The organism is Alteromonas sp., from assembly GCF_984505615.1.
In genome coordinates, this window is the sequence record NZ_CFHOXV010000004.1 from 141,390 (window position 1) to 161,815 (window position 20,426).

Below are 20,426 nucleotides of genomic sequence, written 5' to 3' on the forward strand. Positions count from 1 at the left end.
CGATACTGATGCGCAGGTTGCCGGTCAGCGAAGAAGTTGCGTTAAAATTTCGTCGCTGACGTCTTTAGTCACAACCGCATGTCCGATACCTTGCGGAATAACAAAACGGATATTACCCGCTTCGACTTTTTTATCCCGGCGCATATGCTTCATGTAGGCATCTTTGTTCATGCTGTCGGGACCCGCTACCGGAAGGTCGAACGCTGCCATGAGGGCAGTAACTCGTCGAATTTCTGACGCATCCATCCAATTCAGTGCTTCTGCAGCCTGACACGCAATTACTGTACCAGCTGCTACGGCTTCACCGTGTAACCAATTTCCATATCCCTGTTCTGCTTCGATAGCATGACCAAATGTGTGACCGAGGTTAAGTATGGCACGTAATCCGCCTTCCCGCTCATCCTTGGCTACCACATCTGCTTTTATCTCACAGCAACGGTAGATGGCGTCTGCCAGTGTTTTAGTTTCCAGTGTTTTAAGCTTATCGGCATGATCTTCCAACCACTTAAAGAAATTTTTGTCATAAATTATGCCGTACTTAATAACTTCTGCCATGCCGGCCGCAAATTCTCTGGCCGGAAGGGTGGATTGGGTATCTGTATCGATGGCGACAAAAACCGGCTGGTAGAACGCGCCAATCATGTTTTTCCCAAGTGGATGATTAACCGCGGTTTTACCGCCAACGGATGAATCAACCTGAGAGAGCAGGGTGGTGGGAACCTGTATAAACGGAACGCCACGCTGGTAAGACGCGGCAGCAAATCCGCATAAATCACCGATTACCCCACCGCCCAACGCAATAAGGGTGGTATCTCTGGCAGCATTCATCTCCAGCAGACGTGTCATGATAACGCCGAATTGTTCCAGAGATTTATGTTGCTCACCATCGGGGATAATGATGGTTTCAATATGCACATCGCCACAGGCTGCTTTTGCTTTTTCAAGATAAAGCGGTGCCACTACATCATTTGTAATAATGACAGCCAGCGGGCCTTTGATATAAGGAGAGAGAACAGCAGGCTTTGAGAGTAAGCCCGCTTCTATGTGAATCGGGTAGCTACGATCTCCGAGTTCTACAGTTAACATCGACATCACGCAGCGCCCCTATTCCTGAATGTTACTTATAATCCGATTTTGCTGATGATTTGGTTAGCTACCGCACGGGCAGACTGATCATCAGTATCAACAATGTAATCCGCAACTTCTTCGTAAAGCGGGTTACGTTCCTCAGCAAGGTTACGCAGGATTTGCTCCGGTTCACCTTTTTGCAGCAGAGGACGACGCTTGTCACGTTGAGTACGGGCGACTTGCTTGTCGATAGTAGTTTGCAGGTATACAACGATACCCCGGGCAGATAAACGGTTACGCACAGCTTTATTGGTTACTGAACCGCCACCTGTCGCCAACACGATACCTTGCTTGTCCGTAAGATCGTTTATGACGTTTTCTTCGCGCTTGCGGAAACCTTCTTCACCTTCCAGGTCAAAAATCCATGTAATATCAGCACCGGTACGGCGCTCAATTTCCTGGTCGGAATCAAAAAAATCTAGGTGAAGTTCGTCTGCAAGGTGTCTGCCGATGGTGCTTTTGCCAGCACCCATGGGGCCAATTAAAAAGATATTACGTTTTTCAGCCATATTTGCTTATATCACAACTTTTATTCTGTTAGGGGTAGTGGTCTTGCCTTCGGGACTACCCATTCACTTGCGCCCGTTCACTTCAACAACAGGCACAACGCTTAAAACCTCGCTTTATTTTCGAGAGCGGGATTATCTCAGTTTCACGGGCAGCGATGCAAGTTTTGTTGTACTTTTAATCGATAGACTTTGAAATCAGCACGTTAGCGTTATAAATAACAACGACAGACCGGTTAACTGGTCTGCCGTTCGGGGTTATTTTGACGTTACGTTGTGAAAAGTCTTACAAAGATTCTGCTACGATCTTCGGTGTGACGAAAATGAGCAACTCCCGTTTCTGATACACAGAGGCGTTTCTTTTAAATAAATTTCCAACTACCGGTAAATCGCCGAATAACGGCACTTTGGATACATCTGAGGTACTGGTTTGCTGGAAAATACCACCCAGCACCACAGTTTCGCCATTATCTACCAGCACTTGTGTCTGGATTTCCTGCGTATCAATGGCAACCGCCGGGCCGGTAGATGTATCAACCGTTTCACCACGGGTATCCTGAGTAACTACCAAATCAAGAATGATCCGGTTATCAGGGGTAATGTGTGGTGTCACTTTCAGGCTCAGTACCGCTTTCTTAAACTCTACTGACGTAGCGCCGCTGGACGTCGCCTGTACATAAGGAATTTCTGTACCCTGCTCAATATAAGCTTCATGCTGGTTGGCGACTGTAATACGGGGACTGGCAATGATTTCACCTTTATTCTCCGACTCCAGTGCTGACAGCTCCAAATCCAGGATGTTACCGTCTATTAAATCGGCAATTTGAAAACCAATACGGGCGACACCTGTGGTGGTTACCGGCAGGTTCACATTCAGCCGGTCAGAAATGTCCGGCACGCTACCAGAGGAGGCGGAATCAGCACCTTCCAGTGAACCTGAAATCGCGCCGTTGCTTTGGGTATCTGTGATGCCCCAGCGTACGCCGAGTTCTTCATCAACATTGTCACGTACTGTGACCATACGGGATTCGATGAGTACCTGCTTGACCGGAATATCCAGCGCATCAATAACAGCGCGGGCTTCATCGATAGACTCCTGAGTATCTTTCAGCAGCAGCGTGTTGGTACGTTCATCAACTGTGACTGAACCACGGTCTGACAAAATGCCTCCATCCTGCGATTTCAGGATTTGCGCAATGGCATCCGCCTTTGCGTAATTCACCGTGATATTCGATGTAGTCAGCGGTGCCAGATCTGACACCTGCTTTTTCGATTGTAACTGGGCAGTTTCCCGCGCGGTCAACTCTTCTGCAGGAGCAACCAGCAGAATATTGCCTTCCATGCGCTTATCCAGCCCTTTGATTTTAAGAATCATCGCCAGTGCCTGATCCCAGGGCACCCCTTCAAGGCGAATCGTTACGTTGCCGGTAACCGTGTCTGTGGTTACCAGGTTGAAGCCATTGGTTTGAGCAATGATTTGCAGCACCTGACGAACCGGTACGTCCTGGAAGTCCAGTGAAATAGGCTTGCCTGAGTATTCCGGATCTTTATCAAGTTCAGCCAGTTCTTCTTTACTCATCGGCTGTAGTTCAATACGCAGCGTATTGCCCTGCTTGCGGTGGCGGGCCAGCACGGTGCCTTTGTAATTGATTACAAGGCTGGCACTTTCTTCGTCCTGGAAAGTCTCAATAGACTGCACCTCTGTGCCGAACTGAACCACATCGAGCTCAACCAACTGATCATCTCCGAGTTCAGTTTTGGGCAGAGTGATGGTGAGTTTTCCCTGTGCCTCAATGAGTTGCGGCGAAAAGTTGTCGTTATCAAATTCGATAACGGTGACAGCCATATTGTCGGCTTCACGGGAAAAATCGATATTGGTCAGGGTTGAGTTGAAGATCTTATCGACTTCAGCGTAAGGATCCAGCAGTACGGTTTCCTGTTCCTGGGCAATAGCCGGCGCAGCCAGGACATTAAAAATCACCAGCGCAGCCACAGAGCCACCCACCCAAAGCCATCTGCGGCTCCGTTTGTGCAGCTTTTTATTGAAAAGGTATCGCTCAGACATTGTTATTATCTCCTGCCGCTGCATTCATCGACAGCGTGGTTTGTTCCCGTTGCCAGCATCCCGCTCCGTCGGGTAGCAATTGTTCAATAATAATGGATTCGGTGCCAATTGACTTAATTTTTCCGTAAAACAAACCGACATGACTTCCTTCACGGGCTTTTAACAGGCTGCCCTCGTTGGTCTTGAACAATACCCAGCGTACACCCTGCGTGCTAAATGTGCCAGATAACGTCAGAGAATCAAGACCATACTTCTCAAGTTCTTCTTTTCTGCGGTCAAAATCAGGCTGTAAACAATTGTTGTTTGTGGCGACGACCACCGGAGAGGTGCGATCCACCGGACGGGCGAAAGGGCTTCTGAAAGAAGAGGCTTCATATTCAAAAGCAGGTTGGGATTTGAACTCAGGGTACGGGTCAACCTGTACCTGCGTTGTAGCTTTCACCTGCTGGATGTACGACACCAGGTCGTCCACCCGTGCGCCACAGGCGGAAAGTACAGAAACCACTACTGCCAGGAGAACAAAACGTGACGATTTTAACATCATGGCTGTTTTGCTCCCTGTTGAGAATTCATGGAAGTACGGTAGGTTTTCGCTTGCATCTGCAGATTCAGACGGTCCGCTTCGTGCACAATTTCAAAATCGTGAAGAGTAACGATCCTTGGTAAATCAGCTATTTCAGACACAAATTCACCAAAATTGTGATAGCCGCCTGATACCTCAATTTCGATAGGTAATTCAGTATAGAATTCCTTCGGCACTTCCTGCTGCCAGTTCAGTAACTTAAAAGTCAGGCCTGACGTAGTACCTACGTAGGTAATGTCGTCCAGTAGTCCCGGCGTTTCGTTACTGGTGGGCAGTGAACGTAGCATGGTAGAGAAATCGGCCTCAATTTGCTTTAACTGTTCCATGTAAGCATTGAGGTTCACCGCGATACGGTATTTGGCCTGGAACTGCATTTTCAGTTCCTGTTCTTCAATTTCTGCCTGTTCAAGCACAGGGAGCTTAGGTTTTACAATGAACCAGTAGCTCAATGCACCAACCACGATAATCACGAACAGCATAACCACCAGTTTTACTTCTTTCGACCAGATGGCAACCTGTTCAAAATCCAGTTCGTTGAGTTCTTTCAGCTTACTAAAATCAAAACTCATTTTTTATTACCTCCCGCAGAAGGTTGTTCAATGCGTGGTGCAACTTCCGGGCTGATATTAAATTTAAGTGTGAAGTCGCTTACTGCGTCACTGGCCGATGTGTCTGCTTTAATCGATGACAATTCACCGCCCGAAAATACCGGAGAGTTATCAAGCCGGCGCATAAAATCTGACAGGCGGTTGTTGGAGTCACTCAGCCCCTGTATTTCAATACTGTTACCCAATCTTCTCATAGAAGTAAAAGACACACCGGCTGGCAGGATTCTGGCCAGCTCATCAAACACCGAGGGAGCAACGTTCCGGCTGACCTGAAGCTGTTCAATCAGTGCCATGCGCTGTTCAATCGCTTTCTTCGCTTCTTTAATTTTCTGGATTTCTGCAATTTGCTTATTCAGAACAGCAATTTCTTGTTTGAGGTAATTATTGCGGGAATTCTGATTACGGATTTGTGCATCAATGACCTGACCCACAGCCCAGAAAATTGCACCGACAAAAATGGCGATGCCGAGAATAAGGATCAGATACTGTTGTTTTTGTTGCTGGCGTTGCTTTTCCCGCCACGGAAGCAGGTTTACATGTGCCATTCGCTAAAGCTCCGGCTGGCCAGACCCGCGGCAAGGGCAAGCTGGGGGGCCAGCGCCGCCAGTTTTTCCTGATCGAGTTTGGGATTAACGGTCATACCTTCAAAAGGATTAAATACTTCTATTTCCATACCCAAGTCCTGTCTCAATGACTCGACAAGTTCCGGTATGGTGGCACCGCCGCCGGCGAATACAATTTTCTCCGGGCGATCGCCGTGTAATGTAGACACGTACATTTGAATGGCCCGCTGGATCTGTTGCTGCAGATTGGCAGCAAAAATGGGCAGGGTATCCTGTTGCCAGTTACCCGGCAGCGTGCCCAGCAGAATTTGTTTTTCTACCTCGTCGGGCTCCATCATATTGATGGCCGCAAGATCCTGAATCAGCATATTCATGCCAAAAGCATGCTCTTTGGTGTATATCACTTCACCGTTTTGCCATACACAGATTTGCAGCAGTGAAGCACCCAGGTTGATACAGCAAATTTTCTCGTCCTCATTTTCCAGAGGATGGAAGTAAAACAGCGCATTACCCAGCGCATAGCCTTCCATATCAACTACTTTAGGCTCGAAGGGAACTTCTCTTACCAGAGTGATACGGCTGTCGACCAGGTCTTTGTGGGCAGCAGAAAGGAGCACATTGTCTTTGCCGGGATAGGTTTTACTGGGGCCAAGTACTTCGAAGTCCAGATACACTTCCTCGAGAGGATAGGGGATCAGGCTGTCTGCTTCGATTTCAATCTGACCTTCCAGTTCGAAATCAGACTGTTCCGGGTCCATGTGTACCACTTTACTGATCACAGACGAGCCCGCTACGGCAATATTGACCGCTTTAACCTTCGTTTTCAGTACTTTCTTAATTTTCTTCAGCGTAATACTGATGGCGTCGAAATCTTTGATTTCACGCTCGGAAAACGCCCGTTTAGAGATGGGCTCGCATGCGAACGCCTGCAGCACAAAGCCTTTGGCATTGCGTTCAATCAACACTGCTTTTATTTGACGAGTGCCTATGTCAAGGCCCACAATAGGTGGCAGCTTTTTCTTAAACAGCGATTTCATTTGCTGGCGTCCGGAATTTCAGAATTAATACTCTAAGGTAGAATGTAACGCAAAATATTTAAACTGTATGGTTATGATACAGGTACATAGGTATAAATTTCTGACACTAACCGGCGTAACACTCTTGGTAATGAAAACTTCGTGAAGTACATAAAATCCCTTTTTCTGATTGCAATTATTGGCGGCACGCTAGGCGTAGCGGCACTTGCCGGTATTTATTTTTATATCAAACCAGACCTGCCAAGTGTTACTGTCCTGAAGGATGTACGCTTACAAACACCCATGAGAATTTATACCTATGATGGAAAATTAATTTCTCAATATGGAGTTAAACGGCGGATTCCGGTAAAACTTGAGGACGTACCTGAAAAATTGATTCAGGCGGTAATTGCTACCGAAGACAGCCGTTTTTATGAGCATTATGGTATCGATCCTATTGGTGTGGCCCGGGCGGCTTTCAATTTAATTATCACCGGTGAAAAGCAGCAAGGCGCCAGTACGCTCACCATGCAGCTTGCCCGCGGATTCTTCCTGACCCGGGACAAAACCTTCATCCGTAAGATCAAAGAAATTTTCATTGCGATTCACATGGAACAGGTGCTGAGTAAGCAGGAAATCCTCGAGCTTTACCTGAACAAGGTTGAACTTGGTCACCGTGCATTTGGCTTCGGTGCCGCTGCCCAGGTGTATTACGGGAAGAATTTAAAAGAACTGAACCTTGCCCAACTCGCTACGATTGCCGGTTTACCGCAGGCGCCATCGGTGCTGAATCCTGTAAGCCGGCCGGAACGTTCGGTTGAGCGCCGGCGTATTGTGTTATTACGTATGCTGGATGAGGGCTTTATCACGAAGGCAGAGTTCAATGAAGCCGCCGGTGCGCCGGTCACTGCACGTAAACACGGCGCTGAAATAGATCTCGATGCCCCGTACCTTGCTGATTTGATCTACAACGAGATGGTTGAAATCTACGGGAAGGAAGAGGCTGAAACCGGGGGATATCAGGTATACGCCACTGCGCCGTCTGATATTCAGCAAGCAGCACAGGACGCAGTAGTACGAAACTTGCACGACTATGATGAACGTCATGGTTACAGAGGCCCGGTGACCTGGTTGTGGAACAAGCCTGCGAAAGATGAAGATGATGAGCCGGAAGAAAATTCTCTGGCCCTGACCGATCAAAACAAACAATGGACGCCGGATGAAGTGCGAACTGCGCTGGATGCGGTGCCGCATTTCCACCCGCTGGTGCCTGCGGTGGTCACGCAGGTCTTTGATCCTGCCACGCCGGAAGAAGAGCCGTCGATAACAGTGACCGACCTGAATGGCGTGGAGCGTGTGATTAACTGGGAAGGTCTCGACTGGGCCCGTCCTTACATTACCGATTCCCGTCAGGGAGATGAACCTGAAACCGCATCGGATATTGTTTCTCCCGGTGCTGTGATTTATATCCGCATGCAGGATGAGCTGTGGCGGCTGGCACAAATTCCGGCAGTCAGCGGTGCTCTCATTGCACTCAATCCTCATAACGGTGCGGCTGAGGCTGTGGTTGGCGGCTACAGCTTCTATCAGAGCCAGTTTAACCGTGCTACCCAGGCCAAGCGTCAGGTAGGTTCAAATATTAAACCCTTTATCTATTCCGCTGCGCTGGAAAATGGCTATACCCTGGCATCCGTCATTAATGATGCGCCGATTAATCAGTGGGATGCCACCACCGGCGTGGCCTGGCGTCCGCAGAACTCACCTCCGGAATACGACGGACCAATCCGTATGCGTGTGGCACTGGGTAAATCGAAGAACGTGGTCTCAGTGCGTTTGCTACGGGGTGTGGGATTACAAAAAGCCAGAGAGCATCTGGCAAAATTTGGCTTCGATAAAGACGAAGTGCCTAACGATGAAACCGTGTCACTGGGTTCCGGCGCGCACACGCCGCTGGAAGTCGTAAGGGCCATGTCTGTTATCGCCAACGGCGGTTACCTGATTACACCATACTTTATAGACCGTGTGCTCAATGAGCAGGGAGAGCAATTGTGGCAAGCCTCTCCGGCGTGGGCGTGCAACCCGTGCTCTGAAAGCGGTGAGCAAATAGCGGGCGCGGCTGCTCAGGACTACAGTGAAGACAATGTAGAGGCTATGCTGGAAGCCCAGCTGAATGCTGAGGGCGGCCTGGGCAAAGGCTTGCCGGTCACAACTGACGATTCAGCAGAAAAGCGCTCAGCACCAAGAGTGATCAGTGCACAAAATGCCTTCCTGGTAGCTGATATGATGCGAACCGGTGTACGTGCCAATGGCAGCTGGAGCAAGAAAACCTACTGGATGGGCACCGGCTGGCGGGCGAGAAATATTCTGCAGCGGGATGACCTGTCGGGCAAAACGGGTACAACCAATGATGCGCGGGATACGTGGTTCAGCGGATTTCATCGGGACATTATCGCAACAGCCTGGGTAGGATTTGACGATATGAACCGTAATCTTGGCCGTTCTACCCGTAATCAGAATCTGATCAACCGTAATCCTGAGAAGTTTAACTGGCTGGGTAATGCCATGATTGGTGGTGAAGATGGCGCGAAAGCGGCGCAACCTGCCTGGATCCGGTTTATGCAGAAAATACTCGATGGTGTGCCGGAAGAACCGATGGCCATTCCGGAAGGAGTGGTACGAGTTCGTATCGACAGGGGCACAGGAAAGTTGACCAGACGAACAGACCATACGACACTATTTGAATACTTTGCGCAAGGCACCGAACCGAAGGTGTTCGTGCTTGACGATGAAATCGTCGATCCTGCACAAGGTGACGAAAACGCAGCGCCCGAGCCAGAGGAAATCTTTTAGGCGAGAAGGTTTTGGCCGGGCTACATTCCCAACAATAAATCGGATAAACAATGTCAGACGAGTCAAACCGATATTTATATATACCCCACGCTGGACCCTCACTGTTAGAAACGCCCTTGTTGAACAAGGGCAGTGCTTTTACGGCCCGTGAACGGGCCTCTTTCAACCTGACCGGATTACTTCCGCCAAGGTATGAGTCAATCGAAGAACAGGTTGAACGTGCGTTCATGCAATACAGTTCTTTTGATGATGCTCTGAATAAGCACATCTATCTGCGGGCCATTCAGGATAATAACGAAACCCTGTTCTATCGCCTTATCCAGTCACATATTGAAGAAATGATGCCCATCATCTACACCCCTACAGTAGGTGATGCCTGTGAGCAGTTTTCTGACATCTATCGCAGTTCCCGCGGACTTTTTGTTTCCTGGGAAGAACGTCATCAACTGGATGATATCGTCAGGAACGCAACAAAACGTAAGGTAAAAGTGATTGTTGTGACCGACGGTGAGCGGATCCTGGGTCTGGGTGACCAGGGGATCGGCGGCATGGGTATTCCAATCGGTAAACTGTCGCTGTATACCGCTTGTGGTGGTATCAGCCCGGCATACACGTTACCTGTCATGCTGGACGTGGGTACCAACAATGAAAAACTGTTAAACGACCCGATGTACATGGGCGCGCGCCATCCGCGCATCGGGCAGGAAGAATATGACGAATTTGTCGACATGTTCATTAAAGCGGTTAAACGCCGCTGGCCGGAAGTAATGATTCAGTTTGAAGATTTTGCTCAGCCTAATGCGATGCCTTTATTGCAACGTTACCGCAACGAAATCTGCTGTTTCAATGATGACATTCAGGGCACCGCAGCGGTGACTCTGGGTACCATCCTGGCAGCCTGCCGGACTACTCAGCGCAAACTGTCTGAGATGAAAGTGGTCTTTGTCGGTGCCGGCTCAGCAGGTTGCGGTATTGCAGAAATGCTGATCCAGCAAATGGTGTCGGAAGGACTGACTGATGCGCAGGCGCGTAAGCAGGTCTTTATGATTGACCGTTTTGGCTTGCTGACCGAAGGTATGGAAGGCTTACGTGACTTCCAGGCGAAGCTGCAGCACAGTCAGGAAGACATTGCAGGCTGGACGTTCTCCGGTAAATTCCCGTCGTTGCTGGATGTGATGCATTGTGCTCAGCCTGATGTGCTGATAGGTGTGTCCGGTCAGCCGGGTCTGTTCACTGAGCAGGTTATCCGCGCAATGAAGAGTCATTGCGAACTGCCTATTATCTTCCCGTTGAGTAATCCGTCACGTCAGGTTGAAGCCCGGCCTGAGCAGGTTATTGAGTGGACAGACGGTGAAGTTGTCATTGCTACCGGCAGCCCGTTCAAACCTGTTGAGTACAACGGTAAGGTGTATCCTGTTGCCCAGTGTAACAACAGTTATATCTTCCCGGGGATTGGCCTGGGTGTCATTGCGGGTAAGGCAAAGCTCATCAGTGATGAAATGTTGATGGCTGCCAGTAACGCGTTGGCGTCGGCATCACCTATGGCTAATACCGGTGAAGGCTGCTTATTGCCGCCACTTACTGAAATTGCAACTCTGAGCAAAGAGATCGCCTTTGCCGTGGCGAAAGTGGCTATGGAGCAGGATCTGGCGCTGGAAATGACAGACGAGGCTCTGAAAGCGAGTATTGAGAAAAACTTCTGGCAGGCTGAATACCGCCCCTATAAGCGGGTAAGTATTTAAGTACAGTAAAGCCGGAGCCGCTAATACCGGTATAAAGCATACCGGTATTATTCAGCGCCTGCCCGCATTGACTGCGAATAAAAAAGACCGTGCAACCCAAGTTGTACGGTCTTTCTCGTTTTTAAAGATACAACCTCTTTGAGATGAGTTCCTTCGCTTATCCTTTCCGCTTAAATCCCTTCAGGGAAGAGCGATTCTTTGGTTACTACCTGAATGCTTTCGATGATACTGCGGACATCCGGATCTAATTTTTCATTTTTAAGGGCGAGCATCCGGTTACGTTCAAATAGCTCTGTATGTTGTTCAATGCGTTTACCCATTTTATTCCAGGCCTGAGCCCTTGCCTGATATGGCCAGGCTTCCAACTCGATGCGTTGGGAATCCAGCTGGGTCAACAACATGGATGCAACAGAGGCAATTGTCATGCCTCCGAACATGTTTGAGTCGGCTTTGTCAGGATCAATTGACACAAAAGTTGTCATCATCGGACCATAGGTTTTTAACCAGTCGTAATATTTGTTGAAAGCCTGCTCATCATACTCATCAACAGCAAAGTTGTATGACTCACGTTCAGATACGGTTACCCGTGTAGGTGTAGGGTCTACATAAACAGCAGTGGTGGTTGTGGCCGTGGTGACGATAGGGCCTGCATCCGTCGCTTCGGGCATCGGGTCATCTGCGCCGCCTACCGTTAGCAATCCGCCTTTACCCAGACCGCCTTTTACTTCCTGAGCCTTATATGTGCGCAGGGCCATTACCATCTGGTTGTAAGAATCGGCAAACGCAGTTACCAGCATTTTACCTTCCGGTGTTTTCGAGAACCCCCCGGCGCCACCGGCTGCCGCCCCGGCAAACATGCCCCCAAACAGGCTGAAGTCGTGATTCGCTGCGCTGCCTGTGGATGATGAAACCTGAACACCGGAGCGATTATCAATGAGCAGTAACGAGGTTGCCGCTTCGTTTTTACTGAAGCCGCCGCCCACGATAGAGCCCAGCGCGCCAAATAATGCACCGCCTATGGCTTTACCGCCCTGTGTTTTTTCTGCAAACAACACGGAAGGGCTGAGAGTATAGTCTGCGGCAACCATCTGACCGCCACCAATGTTTGAGCCGGATCGCAACTGACCGGACTGCATCAACTGCCGCTCAGTATTCATAGCATTCATAGCACGGCCCCGCTCGACAATGACAAAGCAGTTGGATTGCTGAATCATCAGGCGGATCACCGGAATCGTGCTGCCTAATTTGGGGTAGGTCCTGCGGTATTCGGACCACCAGGGTAAAGAGGTGTCTTCAAATACACTGAGTGTACCGAGGGTTTCATCACAGTTTTCCAACTGGGTATTATTGTTAGCTGCAGATGCCCCGCCGGCTCCACCACTTACAGCACCTGAATCGCTGCCGCCCATTTTAGGACTGGTAGACATACAGGCGGTCGCAAAAAACAAAGCGCTGATAACGGTTATAACGGGTTTGGCGAGGGATTGTACCTGGGATGCACAACCTGAGCCTGGATTATTCCTTTTCACAATCAATTCCTCTGATAGGTGTAATAAGTAAACCGGATCAGGCTGGATTTATGACGATATTAGAAACAACACCCGATTCCGGTGTTGAACAAAAGATGGCGGAGTTGACTGCGCGAACTTATCCATAAGCTTCGGGATGGTCGCAATTCCCTTTTGACGACTCAACAAATTCAAAATAGCACTGCAGGCCAGATGGGACAAGATAATTGATCAAAAAATGATCATAGTATGGGATAAGCAACAATACCTGACACGAGGAACAGGAATTTATCTTCTTGTATGTACCCTTAACTTATTGATCTTTCGTTCGGTGTGAACGGCTTTGCATACGGGTTGAAGAAAAACTGTACGCTCTGCGGCTAAAAAGTAAACGAACGCATACGTAAACTAAAAAACCTCCTGCACGGGCCGGAAAGTGTCGGTACATCGCTACGTTTTCACTTCAAAAATGACTAATTCACCCACTGTGTTGTTAGTTAATTTACTGTTTTATATGCTCTTTTTTTCTTTGGCACACTGCTTGATATGATCATGGCACAGAAACAAATTCTGGTTAACGCCTATATAGAATTTTAGTGATATTTAAACAGCAATGCAGAAAAAACGGAGAATAATAATGAAAACAGGAGCTGGTGCAGTAATGAAGCGCTATACAAAGAAAATTAGTCGTGTTCTGAAGCAGGCAGGCCCTGCGGCTCTCATTATTTCTTCTGTTGCGGTACTGACTGCCTGTGGTGGTGGCAGTGGTAGTGAAGTGACTCAGGCCGAAGATACAGAAACGTTTTTCTCTAATTTCACATTGAATATCTCAGATGCGCCGGTGGATAACGCCAGTGAAGTGGTCGTATTTTTCAGCACCGTTGAGTTACGCGGGAATGGTGATGCCATCACTATCGATGTCACAGACAGCAACGGCGATCCCCGCGAGATAGATTTGCTTACCCTTCAGGGAAATGCATTTGCATCGTTGATAGAAGATTTTGAATTGCCCGCCGGTGAATACACGCAAATTCGCATCCCTGTGTCTGAAGCGTCTTACGTGGTTATGGATGATGGCACCTGGCCCTTGTCCGTACCTTCCGGTGAAGTGAAGTTAGACGGTTTTACTGCGCTGGCCGGAGAGGAGCAGACATTTACCGTCGAATTTGATTTACGTAAAAGCCTGGTGGATCCGCAAGGTCAGGATGAGGTGTTCCTGAAACCCCGGGGAATACGGCTGGTCGATAACAGCGAAGCCGGCGGCATTGAAGGCCGTGTCGGGGAGTCATTGCTGACTCAGGCAGCTTGTTCCGTGAAGTCTGACTTTACTTACGGTAATGCTGTTTACGTATTTGAAGGCACGGGCCTGGATGTGGCCTCCTTAGGGGATGACGCAGACACCAGTGCCACAGATACTGAGTTTCGCCCGGTCGCGATAGCAACGGTTAATACCGATGCCAGTTCCGACCAGTCATCCTACGGGCTGGGCTATCTGGAAGCTGGTGATTACACGCTGGCACTGACCTGTCTGGGTCATCTGGACGAGCCTGAAACCGACGATGATAATGAATTTTCTTTTTTAACTGTCAAAGAAGTCACGGTTGCTGCTAACGAAGTAACAATAGCCAACTTTGACAATTGAGCCTGTTTGCGGGCAATGGACTGTCCGCTCTTTTATTCTTATCTGGTGTGAAAGCATCTCAGAGTAGTCTGAGATTTCACACCAGAGGTTTACATTTGAACCGGCCAGCCAGGCGACTTTGGACAATCATTGCGTGGTGGCTGCTTAGTTGATACTTTAACGGTATCAACGCGTTTACCCTCATCTTACATGACTCTCCCTGAGATAGACTTTGCCCAGGCAGTGGGGCTGCTCAGCTTTGTGCTTGGCATACTGTGCTTTTACCAAAAAGATGACCGGCATCTGAAAGTGATGATGGTGGTGATGAACCTTAATCATGCCTTCCACTTTTTCCTTCTGAATGCCATTACGGCAGCCGTAAGCGCACTGCTGGCCGTTTTGCGAACCGGATTATCGCTGAAAACCAGTTCGCCGGTGGTGGCTTTCTGGTTTATTGCTTTTACGATGGGGTGGGGGAGCTGGCTGGCAGACAGCTGGAAAGACTTGTTCCCCATTCTCGGCAGTTGCGTAGGCACTTATGCGGTTTTTTGTCTCACCGGCATTTCTATGCGCATTGGCTTCATAATTGGTGCATTGTGCTGGCTGACTAATAATATACTGGTGGGGTCTATAGGCACCACGCTGCTGGAACTTACCCTGATTGCGGTGAATTTAAATACCATCCGCCGGCTCTGGTTGCATAAAAAACTTAATGAAGATATCCATGAGGCAGGAACCTGATGTTTATTCCTAAAAATATGCGCATGCCTGCGGGCGGACAAACCTGGTCGTTCATTAAAGCGCACAGCTTCGGTGTGATGATTACACCTGATCTCACCGCCACACATTTACCTTTTGTGGTTCGTGAACAGGAAGGGCAACTGCTGGGTCATTTGGCGAAGGCAAATCCTCAGTGGCGGGATGCAGATGGTCAGCGGGTGCTGGTAATTTTTTCCGGCCCTCACAGCTATATTTCTCCCCGCTGGTATGCCAGTAAGCCAAACGTCCCCACATGGAATTATGCTGCTGTACACGCTTACGGGACACTGGAACTTGTTGAAGATGAGGCAAACCTTGCCGCTATGATGGCACTGGTTGAAACCTACGATCCGGGACTCACCGGGGATAAAAGTATTATGTCTGACGACTATGTGAATAAGTTATCCGGTGCAACCACCGGATTTCGTATTCAGGTGGACACGCTGGAAGGCAAAGAGAAACTGAATCAGCACAAGTCACAGGCTGATCAGCAAGGCGTTTATCAAGCTTTGCAGCAATTACAAGATACAGACGCATTGGCGCTGGCGAACTACATGAAATCACGGCAATTGGGGACCGGGGAATAATTTCCGGCCCCTGACTTTAATCTGTTATTATCCATTTCCATCTTTAGCGTGACAAATTTCCTCCATAATTCATCATGGTAAAAATCCTGTTTGCTTTTATTGGCCTTGCTGCGTCCGTGGCTGGCATTATTACGCTCACTGCTGTGCACGATCTTTACAGTAAAAAGCGCGTTAATCTTGATCCCCATCTGCGGGAGATTTCCGGTATCGAGTTCGACAAGAAAGACCGGTTATGGGCGATTAACGATGGTGGCGATGACCCGGTGCTCTATCAACTGGATGACGACGGCAGTATTGTTCGCAAAATACATGTGACCAACGCGAAAAATATCGACTGGGAAGATATGACGCAGGATGCCTTCGGGCATTTTTTCTTAGGGGATTTCGGCAATAACGATCAGTCCAGAAAATGGCTGACGGTATACAAAATAGAAAATCCAATCGATATTAAAACCGATACGACGGAAGCTGAAATCATCAAATTTACTTATCCGGAAATGGACGGTTCTCCAATCCCGCCGGAACACCGTAATTTTGATTTGGAAGCATTCGTGGAATTTGACCACAATCTGTATCTGTTTACCAAAAACCGTACTATTCCTTTTGACGGTCTGACCAACCTGTACCGCATCGGTGATTATGCCGCGAACTTTGAAGCTGAATTGCTGGGCTCATTCCAAACATGTACCACGCTGGAAAAACTCTGTTGGATCACGTCGGCGGCCTTAAACCCTGAAAGGGATATGCTGGTTCTGCTGGACTCCACCAGCTTATGGTTGTTCGAGAATTTTGAAGTAGATAATTTCTTTTCCGGCGATGTCTCACGGATTGATTTAGGTATCGTGACCCAAAAGGAAGCGGTGGCGTTTTATAACAGCAATACCATTGTACTGACCGATGAGGAGTTCAATGGCATTGGTGGGAATGCCTATGTCATCAAGCTGGATGAAGCTGAGATTAAGCGCATCCGCTAAAGCCGCTGTTTCTGAAACAGGACAGCGGCAGATAACATAGCTGTCAGGAGGGGAGTGTTTATCTGGCGAACTGTCTGAACACGTAGGGTAATGACGCTCCCAGCGTTTCTCCGTGAGAGAGGCCCTGAAGCGTAGTTATTTCAGCATCAACACCGGCTGCTTTTAAACGTTCAACCATTCTGGCTGTTTCACCGGCAGGAACTGCTTCTCTGGCTTTGTACACGGCAGCCAGTGTTGCGGCATCCCGATCTCTCCGCGGGCGACGTTTTGCCTCACCGCCAGAACCCGTGAGTATTAACAGGCTTTTGTCTTTAATGTCCGCCGGGCTTTCCGCTAGCAGGTCATGCTCCTCAGATAAAATATAGCCTTCTCCCCACCACAATGACGGATCGACAGGGGCATAGAACGCGAAGCTGTCTGGCCGCGTAAACAGGGCGTGCAAAACGAAAATACCGCCATAGGAATGACCCCACAATCCCATCTTCTCAGGGTTAACCGGGGTATTGTCTGAAATAGCAGGAATGACCTTACCGGTGATAAAAGACAAGTATCCGTCTGCGCCACCATACTCTCTGCCGGGGTGTTGTTCTTTAGCACTTAATGCAGATTCATTGACGGCCGGTGTGTAGTCATAAGCGCGTGCATCGCCGTCAATGCGCAGATCGTTGTCATGAGCGAGGAATGCCAGTACCGGCGGAGCTGCGCTTTGCGACAGCTCAGTAAGTAAGTCTGCAGACACTTCCATCAGTGCAGCATTACCATCCAGCATAATGAGTAAAGGAAAGCCCTGTTCCGGAGCAGGTGCTTCCGGTATCGCCAGATTCACCCGGTACGCTTTCTGCGTATCGTGTTTTGCGTCATGTCTGGTGAATTGTAAACGGGTGAAGCGGTAGCCCGGGGCGCCGGTATCAGCCACGGTTTTACCGGTTGTTATTGTAAGATCCGGTTGAGCGTTTGCTGGTGAAACGTGACTAAGAGACAAACTGAAAAGTGAAAAAATCAAAACTCTGATAAACATATTAATAGCCTGAATAACGGAAAACGTGAGTGCGATTGCAAATTGATGTCTGATAACGAATCAGAAAAGTGCAACGACCTACTTTACCATTAATGCGAATGATTATCTTTTGCTATTTGGTGCGTTTAGGGGATGAGAGCAGAGTCAGAAAAAACAACCTGCCGGATGGCAGGTTGTGATACAAAGTAAATTACAGCCCGAGGGTGAAAATCTTCGAGTTACGCTGAAAGTTATACAGTTCCTTTTTCGCCTGCGGCAACTCGCTGAGATCTGAAGGACGGAAACCGTGCTCCAGAAACCAGTGTGCTGTCAGCGTAGTCAGAACAAACAAGGTGTGAATGCCTGAATCCAGTGCACGACGTTTCACCTCTTCCAGAATGCGCTCTGCCCGGTTTTTGCCACGGTAGTCCGGGTGTGTTGCCACACAAGCCAGCTCCGCTTTGCCTTCTTCCGGATAAAGATACAGCGCCGCACAGGCGATGATCATGCCGTCACGCACAATGATAATGAACTGATTGATTTCATTCTCAAGGCGTTCACGGGAACGTTTCACCAGCGCGCCACTTTCTTCCAGCGGTTTGATGAGGTTAATGATACCGCCCACATCTTCGATGGTGGCACCACGTAACTGCTCATAGTGGTGTTCCATCACCAGCGAACCGGCACCGTCACGGGTGAACAATTCCTGCAACAATGCACCGTCAGTTTCGTAGCTAATGCAGTGAGCACGGGGGATCCCGGCAGCCACACTGGTGGTCAGTGCACTTAACACCGTTTGCTCAGTCTGAATTTGCTCTTCAAAAATGAGTTCTTCCAGTTGCGGACGTTCAATGGTGCGCAGTAATTTGCCGTCGTTATGACGAATACCGTCGTCTTTGGAGAAAACGATAATTTTATCTGCTTTTAGTGCAATCGCAGCCTGCGTCGCCACATCTTCATGGGATAAGTTGAACACTTCTCCGGTGGTGGAATACCCCATGGGAGAAAGCAGAACAATCGAGCCGTCATTCAGATGATCGTTGATACCTGTGGTATCAATCCGGCGCACAAGGCCGGTATTTTCGTAATCAACACCGCCACGTACACCCATAGGTTTAGCGACGACAAGATTACCGGTACACACGCGAATTTGCGCGCCGTGCATAGGCGAGTTGGGCAGTCCCATGGTCAGCAGTGCTTCTACGTGACTGCGCACTGAGCCGGCAGCATCTTTAACACATTCCAGAGTTTGCTTGTCGGTAATGCGGACACCGTCGAGAAAACGCCCTTCGATGCCCCGCATGTTAACCCGTTCGTCTATTTGCGGACGGGCACCGTGCACCAGCACCAGACGTACACCTAAACTGGCGAGCAGGGCGATATCGTGAATAATGTTGGCAAAGTTACTCTGTTCGATGGCCTCACCACCGAACATCAGCACAAAGGTTTTACCTCTGTGCGCGTTGATGTACGGCAGCGAACTGCGAAAGAGTTTTATGCCATCATGATGAGCTAACACCATTTGTCGTGTTACCCCAGCTTATCCAGATTTTCCAGCTCCTGATACAGTGCTTTGGTCACTGTTTCCTGGCTGGTGCCGCCCAGAATGTTGCGTTGGTTAACGCCGTATTCCAGTTGCAGTACCGGATAGACATCGTCTTCGATTTTATCGCAGATGGCCTGTAAATCAGCCAGCGGCAAATCTTCGATGGCACAGCCTTTGTCGATGGCTGCCAGCACCACTTTACCCGCAATATCATGGCCGGTACGGAACGGAATGCCCTTGCCTACCAGATAATCGGCCAGTTCGGTGGCGTTAGCATAGCCCTGCTGGGCGGCTTCACGGCAACGCTCTTCATTCAGCGACAGTGAGTCGAGCACTTCAACAGCAATACACAGACAAATATGCCACTGGTTTACGGTATCAATGGCACCTTCTTTGTCTTCCTGCATGTCTTTGTTGTATGCCAGTGGCAAACCTTTCATGGTAACCAGCAGGCCTTGCAGGCTGCCGAAAACTCGTCCGCATTTACCACGCATCAGTTCCAGCGCATCAGGGTTTTTCTTCTGCGGCATCAGTGACGAGCCGGAAGTTACCGCATCACCCAGTTGCAGGAAGCCTGCTTCACCTGAATTGTAGAAAATCAGATCTTCAGCCATACGGGAAATATGCATCATACTGGTGGACGCGCAGAACAGCAGTTCCAGCACGAAGTCACGGTCTGATACTGCATCCAGGCTGTTCAGGCAGGGTGAATCAAAGCCCAGTTCTTCCGCCAGTTCATGACGGTCAACCGGATAGGTGGTACCTGCAAGCGCACCGGAGCCCAGCGGGCACTGATTCATGCGCTTTTTCAGATCTTTCATCCGTGCCAGGTCACGCTTGAACATTTCCACATAGGCTAAACACCAGTGTGCAAAATGAATGGGCTGGGCACGTTGTAAGTGGGTGTACCCCGGAATAATGGCTTGCTGGTGGCGGCTGGCGGTATTCAGCAATGAGCGGATCAGCGCTTTTAAGTCAGCTTTCAACGAGTCAACGTGTTCACGGACCCATAAACGAAAATCTGTCGCGACCTGATCGTTACGGCTGCGACCTGTGTGCAGTTTACGACCAATGTCACCCAGCTTATCGATAAGTGCCGCTTCCACGAAGCTGTGAATGTCTTCTTCCGGACTGGCGTCGAAATCTAACTCGCCTTTTTCCGCCAGTACTTTCAGTTCAGACAGGGCAGACTCTAACTGCGCCTGTTCGTCTTCAGTCAGTACTCCGGCTTTTTTAAGACCGCGTGACCAGATAATGGAGCCCTGGATATCCTGTGCTGCCATTACTCTGTCGAACGGCAGGGAATCATTCACCTGCCGGAACATGTTGCTACTGCCTGCCGCAAAACGGCCGCCCCACAATGCCATGATATT

Annotated in this window: 17 protein-coding genes; 6 read left to right on the plus strand and 11 right to left on the minus strand. The window is 49.1% G+C overall.

The features are described 5' to 3' along the window. Positions 1 to 24: 24 nt before the first annotated feature. The 7 genes from aroB to pilM form a co-directional block, all read right to left on the minus strand. A complete protein-coding gene (gene aroB, locus AC4PME_RS04780) occupies positions 25 to 1,092 on the minus strand; it encodes a 3-dehydroquinate synthase (RefSeq protein WP_491045274.1) in 1,068 nt (355 codons plus the stop codon). Positions 1,093 to 1,121: 29 nt separating this feature from the next. Beyond that, positions 1,122 to 1,637 (minus strand): shikimate kinase AroK, encoded by a 516-nt coding sequence (aroK, locus tag AC4PME_RS04785; RefSeq protein WP_119502739.1) that lies wholly within the window; start codon positions 1,635 to 1,637, stop codon positions 1,122 to 1,124. Between the two features lie 283 nt (positions 1,638 to 1,920). Beyond that, the gene (locus AC4PME_RS04790; RefSeq protein ID WP_491045275.1) at positions 1,921 to 3,699 is read right to left on the minus strand and encodes a type IV pilus secretin PilQ; all 1,779 of its coding nucleotides are present in this window, start codon (positions 3,697 to 3,699) and stop codon (positions 1,921 to 1,923) included. Continuing rightward, positions 3,692 to 4,243 carry a pilus assembly protein PilP gene (locus AC4PME_RS04795; protein ID WP_491045276.1) on the minus strand — a complete coding sequence of 184 codons (552 nt, stop codon included), beginning with the start codon at positions 4,241 to 4,243 and terminating at the stop codon, positions 3,692 to 3,694. Before AC4PME_RS04795 ends, AC4PME_RS04790 begins: the two co-directional genes overlap by 8 nt. Beyond that, a complete protein-coding gene (locus AC4PME_RS04800; RefSeq protein WP_119502737.1) occupies positions 4,240 to 4,851 on the minus strand; it encodes a type IV pilus inner membrane component PilO in 612 nt (203 codons plus the stop codon). The genes AC4PME_RS04795 and AC4PME_RS04800 overlap by 4 nt, the downstream gene beginning before the upstream one ends. After that, complete coding sequence (locus AC4PME_RS04805) at positions 4,848 to 5,435, minus strand: PilN domain-containing protein (protein WP_119502736.1); 588 nt, start codon at positions 5,433 to 5,435, stop codon at positions 4,848 to 4,850. Before AC4PME_RS04805 ends, AC4PME_RS04800 begins: the two co-directional genes overlap by 4 nt. Next, positions 5,423 to 6,490 (minus strand): type IV pilus assembly protein PilM, encoded by a 1,068-nt coding sequence (gene pilM / locus AC4PME_RS04810; RefSeq protein WP_119502735.1) that lies wholly within the window; start codon positions 6,488 to 6,490, stop codon positions 5,423 to 5,425. Before pilM ends, AC4PME_RS04805 begins: the two co-directional genes overlap by 13 nt. A 141-nt stretch (positions 6,491 to 6,631) precedes the next feature. Between pilM and AC4PME_RS04815 the strand changes: the two genes are divergently transcribed. Both AC4PME_RS04815 and AC4PME_RS04820 read left to right on the plus strand, forming a co-directional pair. Continuing rightward, positions 6,632 to 9,319 (plus strand): penicillin-binding protein 1A, encoded by a 2,688-nt coding sequence (locus tag AC4PME_RS04815; RefSeq protein WP_491045277.1) that lies wholly within the window; start codon positions 6,632 to 6,634, stop codon positions 9,317 to 9,319. 50 nt (positions 9,320 to 9,369) lie between these two features. Next, positions 9,370 to 11,061: an NAD-dependent malic enzyme gene (locus tag AC4PME_RS04820; protein ID WP_491045278.1), complete on the plus strand. Its 1,692-nt coding sequence runs from the start codon at positions 9,370 to 9,372 to the stop codon at positions 11,059 to 11,061. A gap of 170 nt (positions 11,062 to 11,231) precedes the next feature. On the opposite strand, the gene AC4PME_RS04825 is transcribed toward AC4PME_RS04820, so the two are convergent. Beyond that, positions 11,232 to 12,590, minus strand: coding sequence for a CsgG/HfaB family protein (locus AC4PME_RS04825; RefSeq protein ID WP_491045279.1), 1,359 nt, complete (start codon positions 12,588 to 12,590; stop codon positions 11,232 to 11,234). A gap of 616 nt (positions 12,591 to 13,206) precedes the next feature. Between AC4PME_RS04825 and AC4PME_RS04830 the strand changes: the two genes are divergently transcribed. The 4 genes from AC4PME_RS04830 (at position 13,207) to AC4PME_RS04845 (ending at position 16,510) form a co-directional block, all read left to right on the plus strand. Next, on the plus strand, positions 13,207 to 14,211 hold the full coding sequence (locus AC4PME_RS04830; protein ID WP_491045280.1) for a DUF4382 domain-containing protein: 1,005 nt from the start codon (positions 13,207 to 13,209) through the stop codon (positions 14,209 to 14,211). Positions 14,212 to 14,400: 189 nt separating this feature from the next. Beyond that, complete coding sequence (locus tag AC4PME_RS04835) at positions 14,401 to 14,931, plus strand: YgjV family protein (RefSeq protein ID WP_491045281.1); 531 nt, start codon at positions 14,401 to 14,403, stop codon at positions 14,929 to 14,931. Further along, entirely contained in the window at positions 14,931 to 15,536 is a 606-nt protein-coding gene (locus AC4PME_RS04840) for an FMN-binding negative transcriptional regulator (protein WP_491045282.1), read from the plus strand. The genes AC4PME_RS04835 and AC4PME_RS04840 overlap by 1 nt, the downstream gene beginning before the upstream one ends. 74 nt (positions 15,537 to 15,610) lie before the next feature. Further along, positions 15,611 to 16,510, plus strand: coding sequence for a hypothetical protein (locus AC4PME_RS04845; protein WP_491045283.1), 900 nt, complete (start codon positions 15,611 to 15,613; stop codon positions 16,508 to 16,510). A 58-nt stretch (positions 16,511 to 16,568) separates the two neighbouring features. Here the strand turns inward: AC4PME_RS04845 and AC4PME_RS04850 are convergent, their stop codons facing one another. The 3 genes from AC4PME_RS04850 to argH all read right to left on the minus strand — a co-directional run bounded on the left by AC4PME_RS04850 (position 16,569) and on the right by argH (position 20,420). After that, positions 16,569 to 17,426, minus strand: a complete 858-nt coding sequence (locus AC4PME_RS04850) for an alpha/beta hydrolase (protein WP_491045284.1) — start codon at positions 17,424 to 17,426, stop codon at positions 16,569 to 16,571. 292 nt (positions 17,427 to 17,718) lie between these two features. Beyond that, positions 17,719 to 19,029 carry an amino-acid N-acetyltransferase gene (gene argA / locus AC4PME_RS04855; protein ID WP_119502728.1) on the minus strand — a complete coding sequence of 437 codons (1,311 nt, stop codon included), beginning with the start codon at positions 19,027 to 19,029 and terminating at the stop codon, positions 17,719 to 17,721. An 8-nt stretch (positions 19,030 to 19,037) separates the two neighbouring features. Beyond that, entirely contained in the window at positions 19,038 to 20,420 is a 1,383-nt protein-coding gene (gene argH, locus AC4PME_RS04860; protein ID WP_474848182.1) for an argininosuccinate lyase, read from the minus strand. Positions 20,421 to 20,426 lie beyond the last annotated feature (6 nt).

Coding starts and splice junctions, on each gene's coding strand:
- aroB (WP_491045274.1), bottom strand. CDS start 1,092: ATGTCGATGTTAACTGTAGAACTCGGAGATCGTAGCTACCCGATTCAC.
- aroK (WP_119502739.1), bottom strand. CDS start 1,637: ATGGCTGAAAAACGTAATATCTTTTTAATTGGCCCCATGGGTGCTGGC.
- AC4PME_RS04790 (WP_491045275.1), bottom strand. CDS start 3,699: ATGTCTGAGCGATACCTTTTCAATAAAAAGCTGCACAAACGGAGCCGC.
- AC4PME_RS04795 (WP_491045276.1), bottom strand. CDS start 4,243: ATGATGTTAAAATCGTCACGTTTTGTTCTCCTGGCAGTAGTGGTTTCT.
- AC4PME_RS04800 (WP_119502737.1), bottom strand. CDS start 4,851: ATGAGTTTTGATTTTAGTAAGCTGAAAGAACTCAACGAACTGGATTTT.
- AC4PME_RS04805 (WP_119502736.1), bottom strand. CDS start 5,435: ATGGCACATGTAAACCTGCTTCCGTGGCGGGAAAAGCAACGCCAGCAA.
- pilM (WP_119502735.1), bottom strand. CDS start 6,490: ATGAAATCGCTGTTTAAGAAAAAGCTGCCACCTATTGTGGGCCTTGAC.
- AC4PME_RS04820 (WP_491045278.1), top strand. CDS start 9,370: ATGTCAGACGAGTCAAACCGATATTTATATATACCCCACGCTGGACCC.
- AC4PME_RS04830 (WP_491045280.1), top strand. CDS start 13,207: ATGAAAACAGGAGCTGGTGCAGTAATGAAGCGCTATACAAAGAAAATT.
- AC4PME_RS04835 (WP_491045281.1), top strand. CDS start 14,401: ATGACTCTCCCTGAGATAGACTTTGCCCAGGCAGTGGGGCTGCTCAGC.
- AC4PME_RS04840 (WP_491045282.1), top strand. CDS start 14,931: ATGTTTATTCCTAAAAATATGCGCATGCCTGCGGGCGGACAAACCTGG.
- AC4PME_RS04845 (WP_491045283.1), top strand. CDS start 15,611: ATGGTAAAAATCCTGTTTGCTTTTATTGGCCTTGCTGCGTCCGTGGCT.
- argA (WP_119502728.1), bottom strand. CDS start 19,029: ATGGTGTTAGCTCATCATGATGGCATAAAACTCTTTCGCAGTTCGCTG.
- argH (WP_474848182.1), bottom strand. CDS start 20,420: ATGGCATTGTGGGGCGGCCGTTTTGCGGCAGGCAGTAGCAACATGTTC.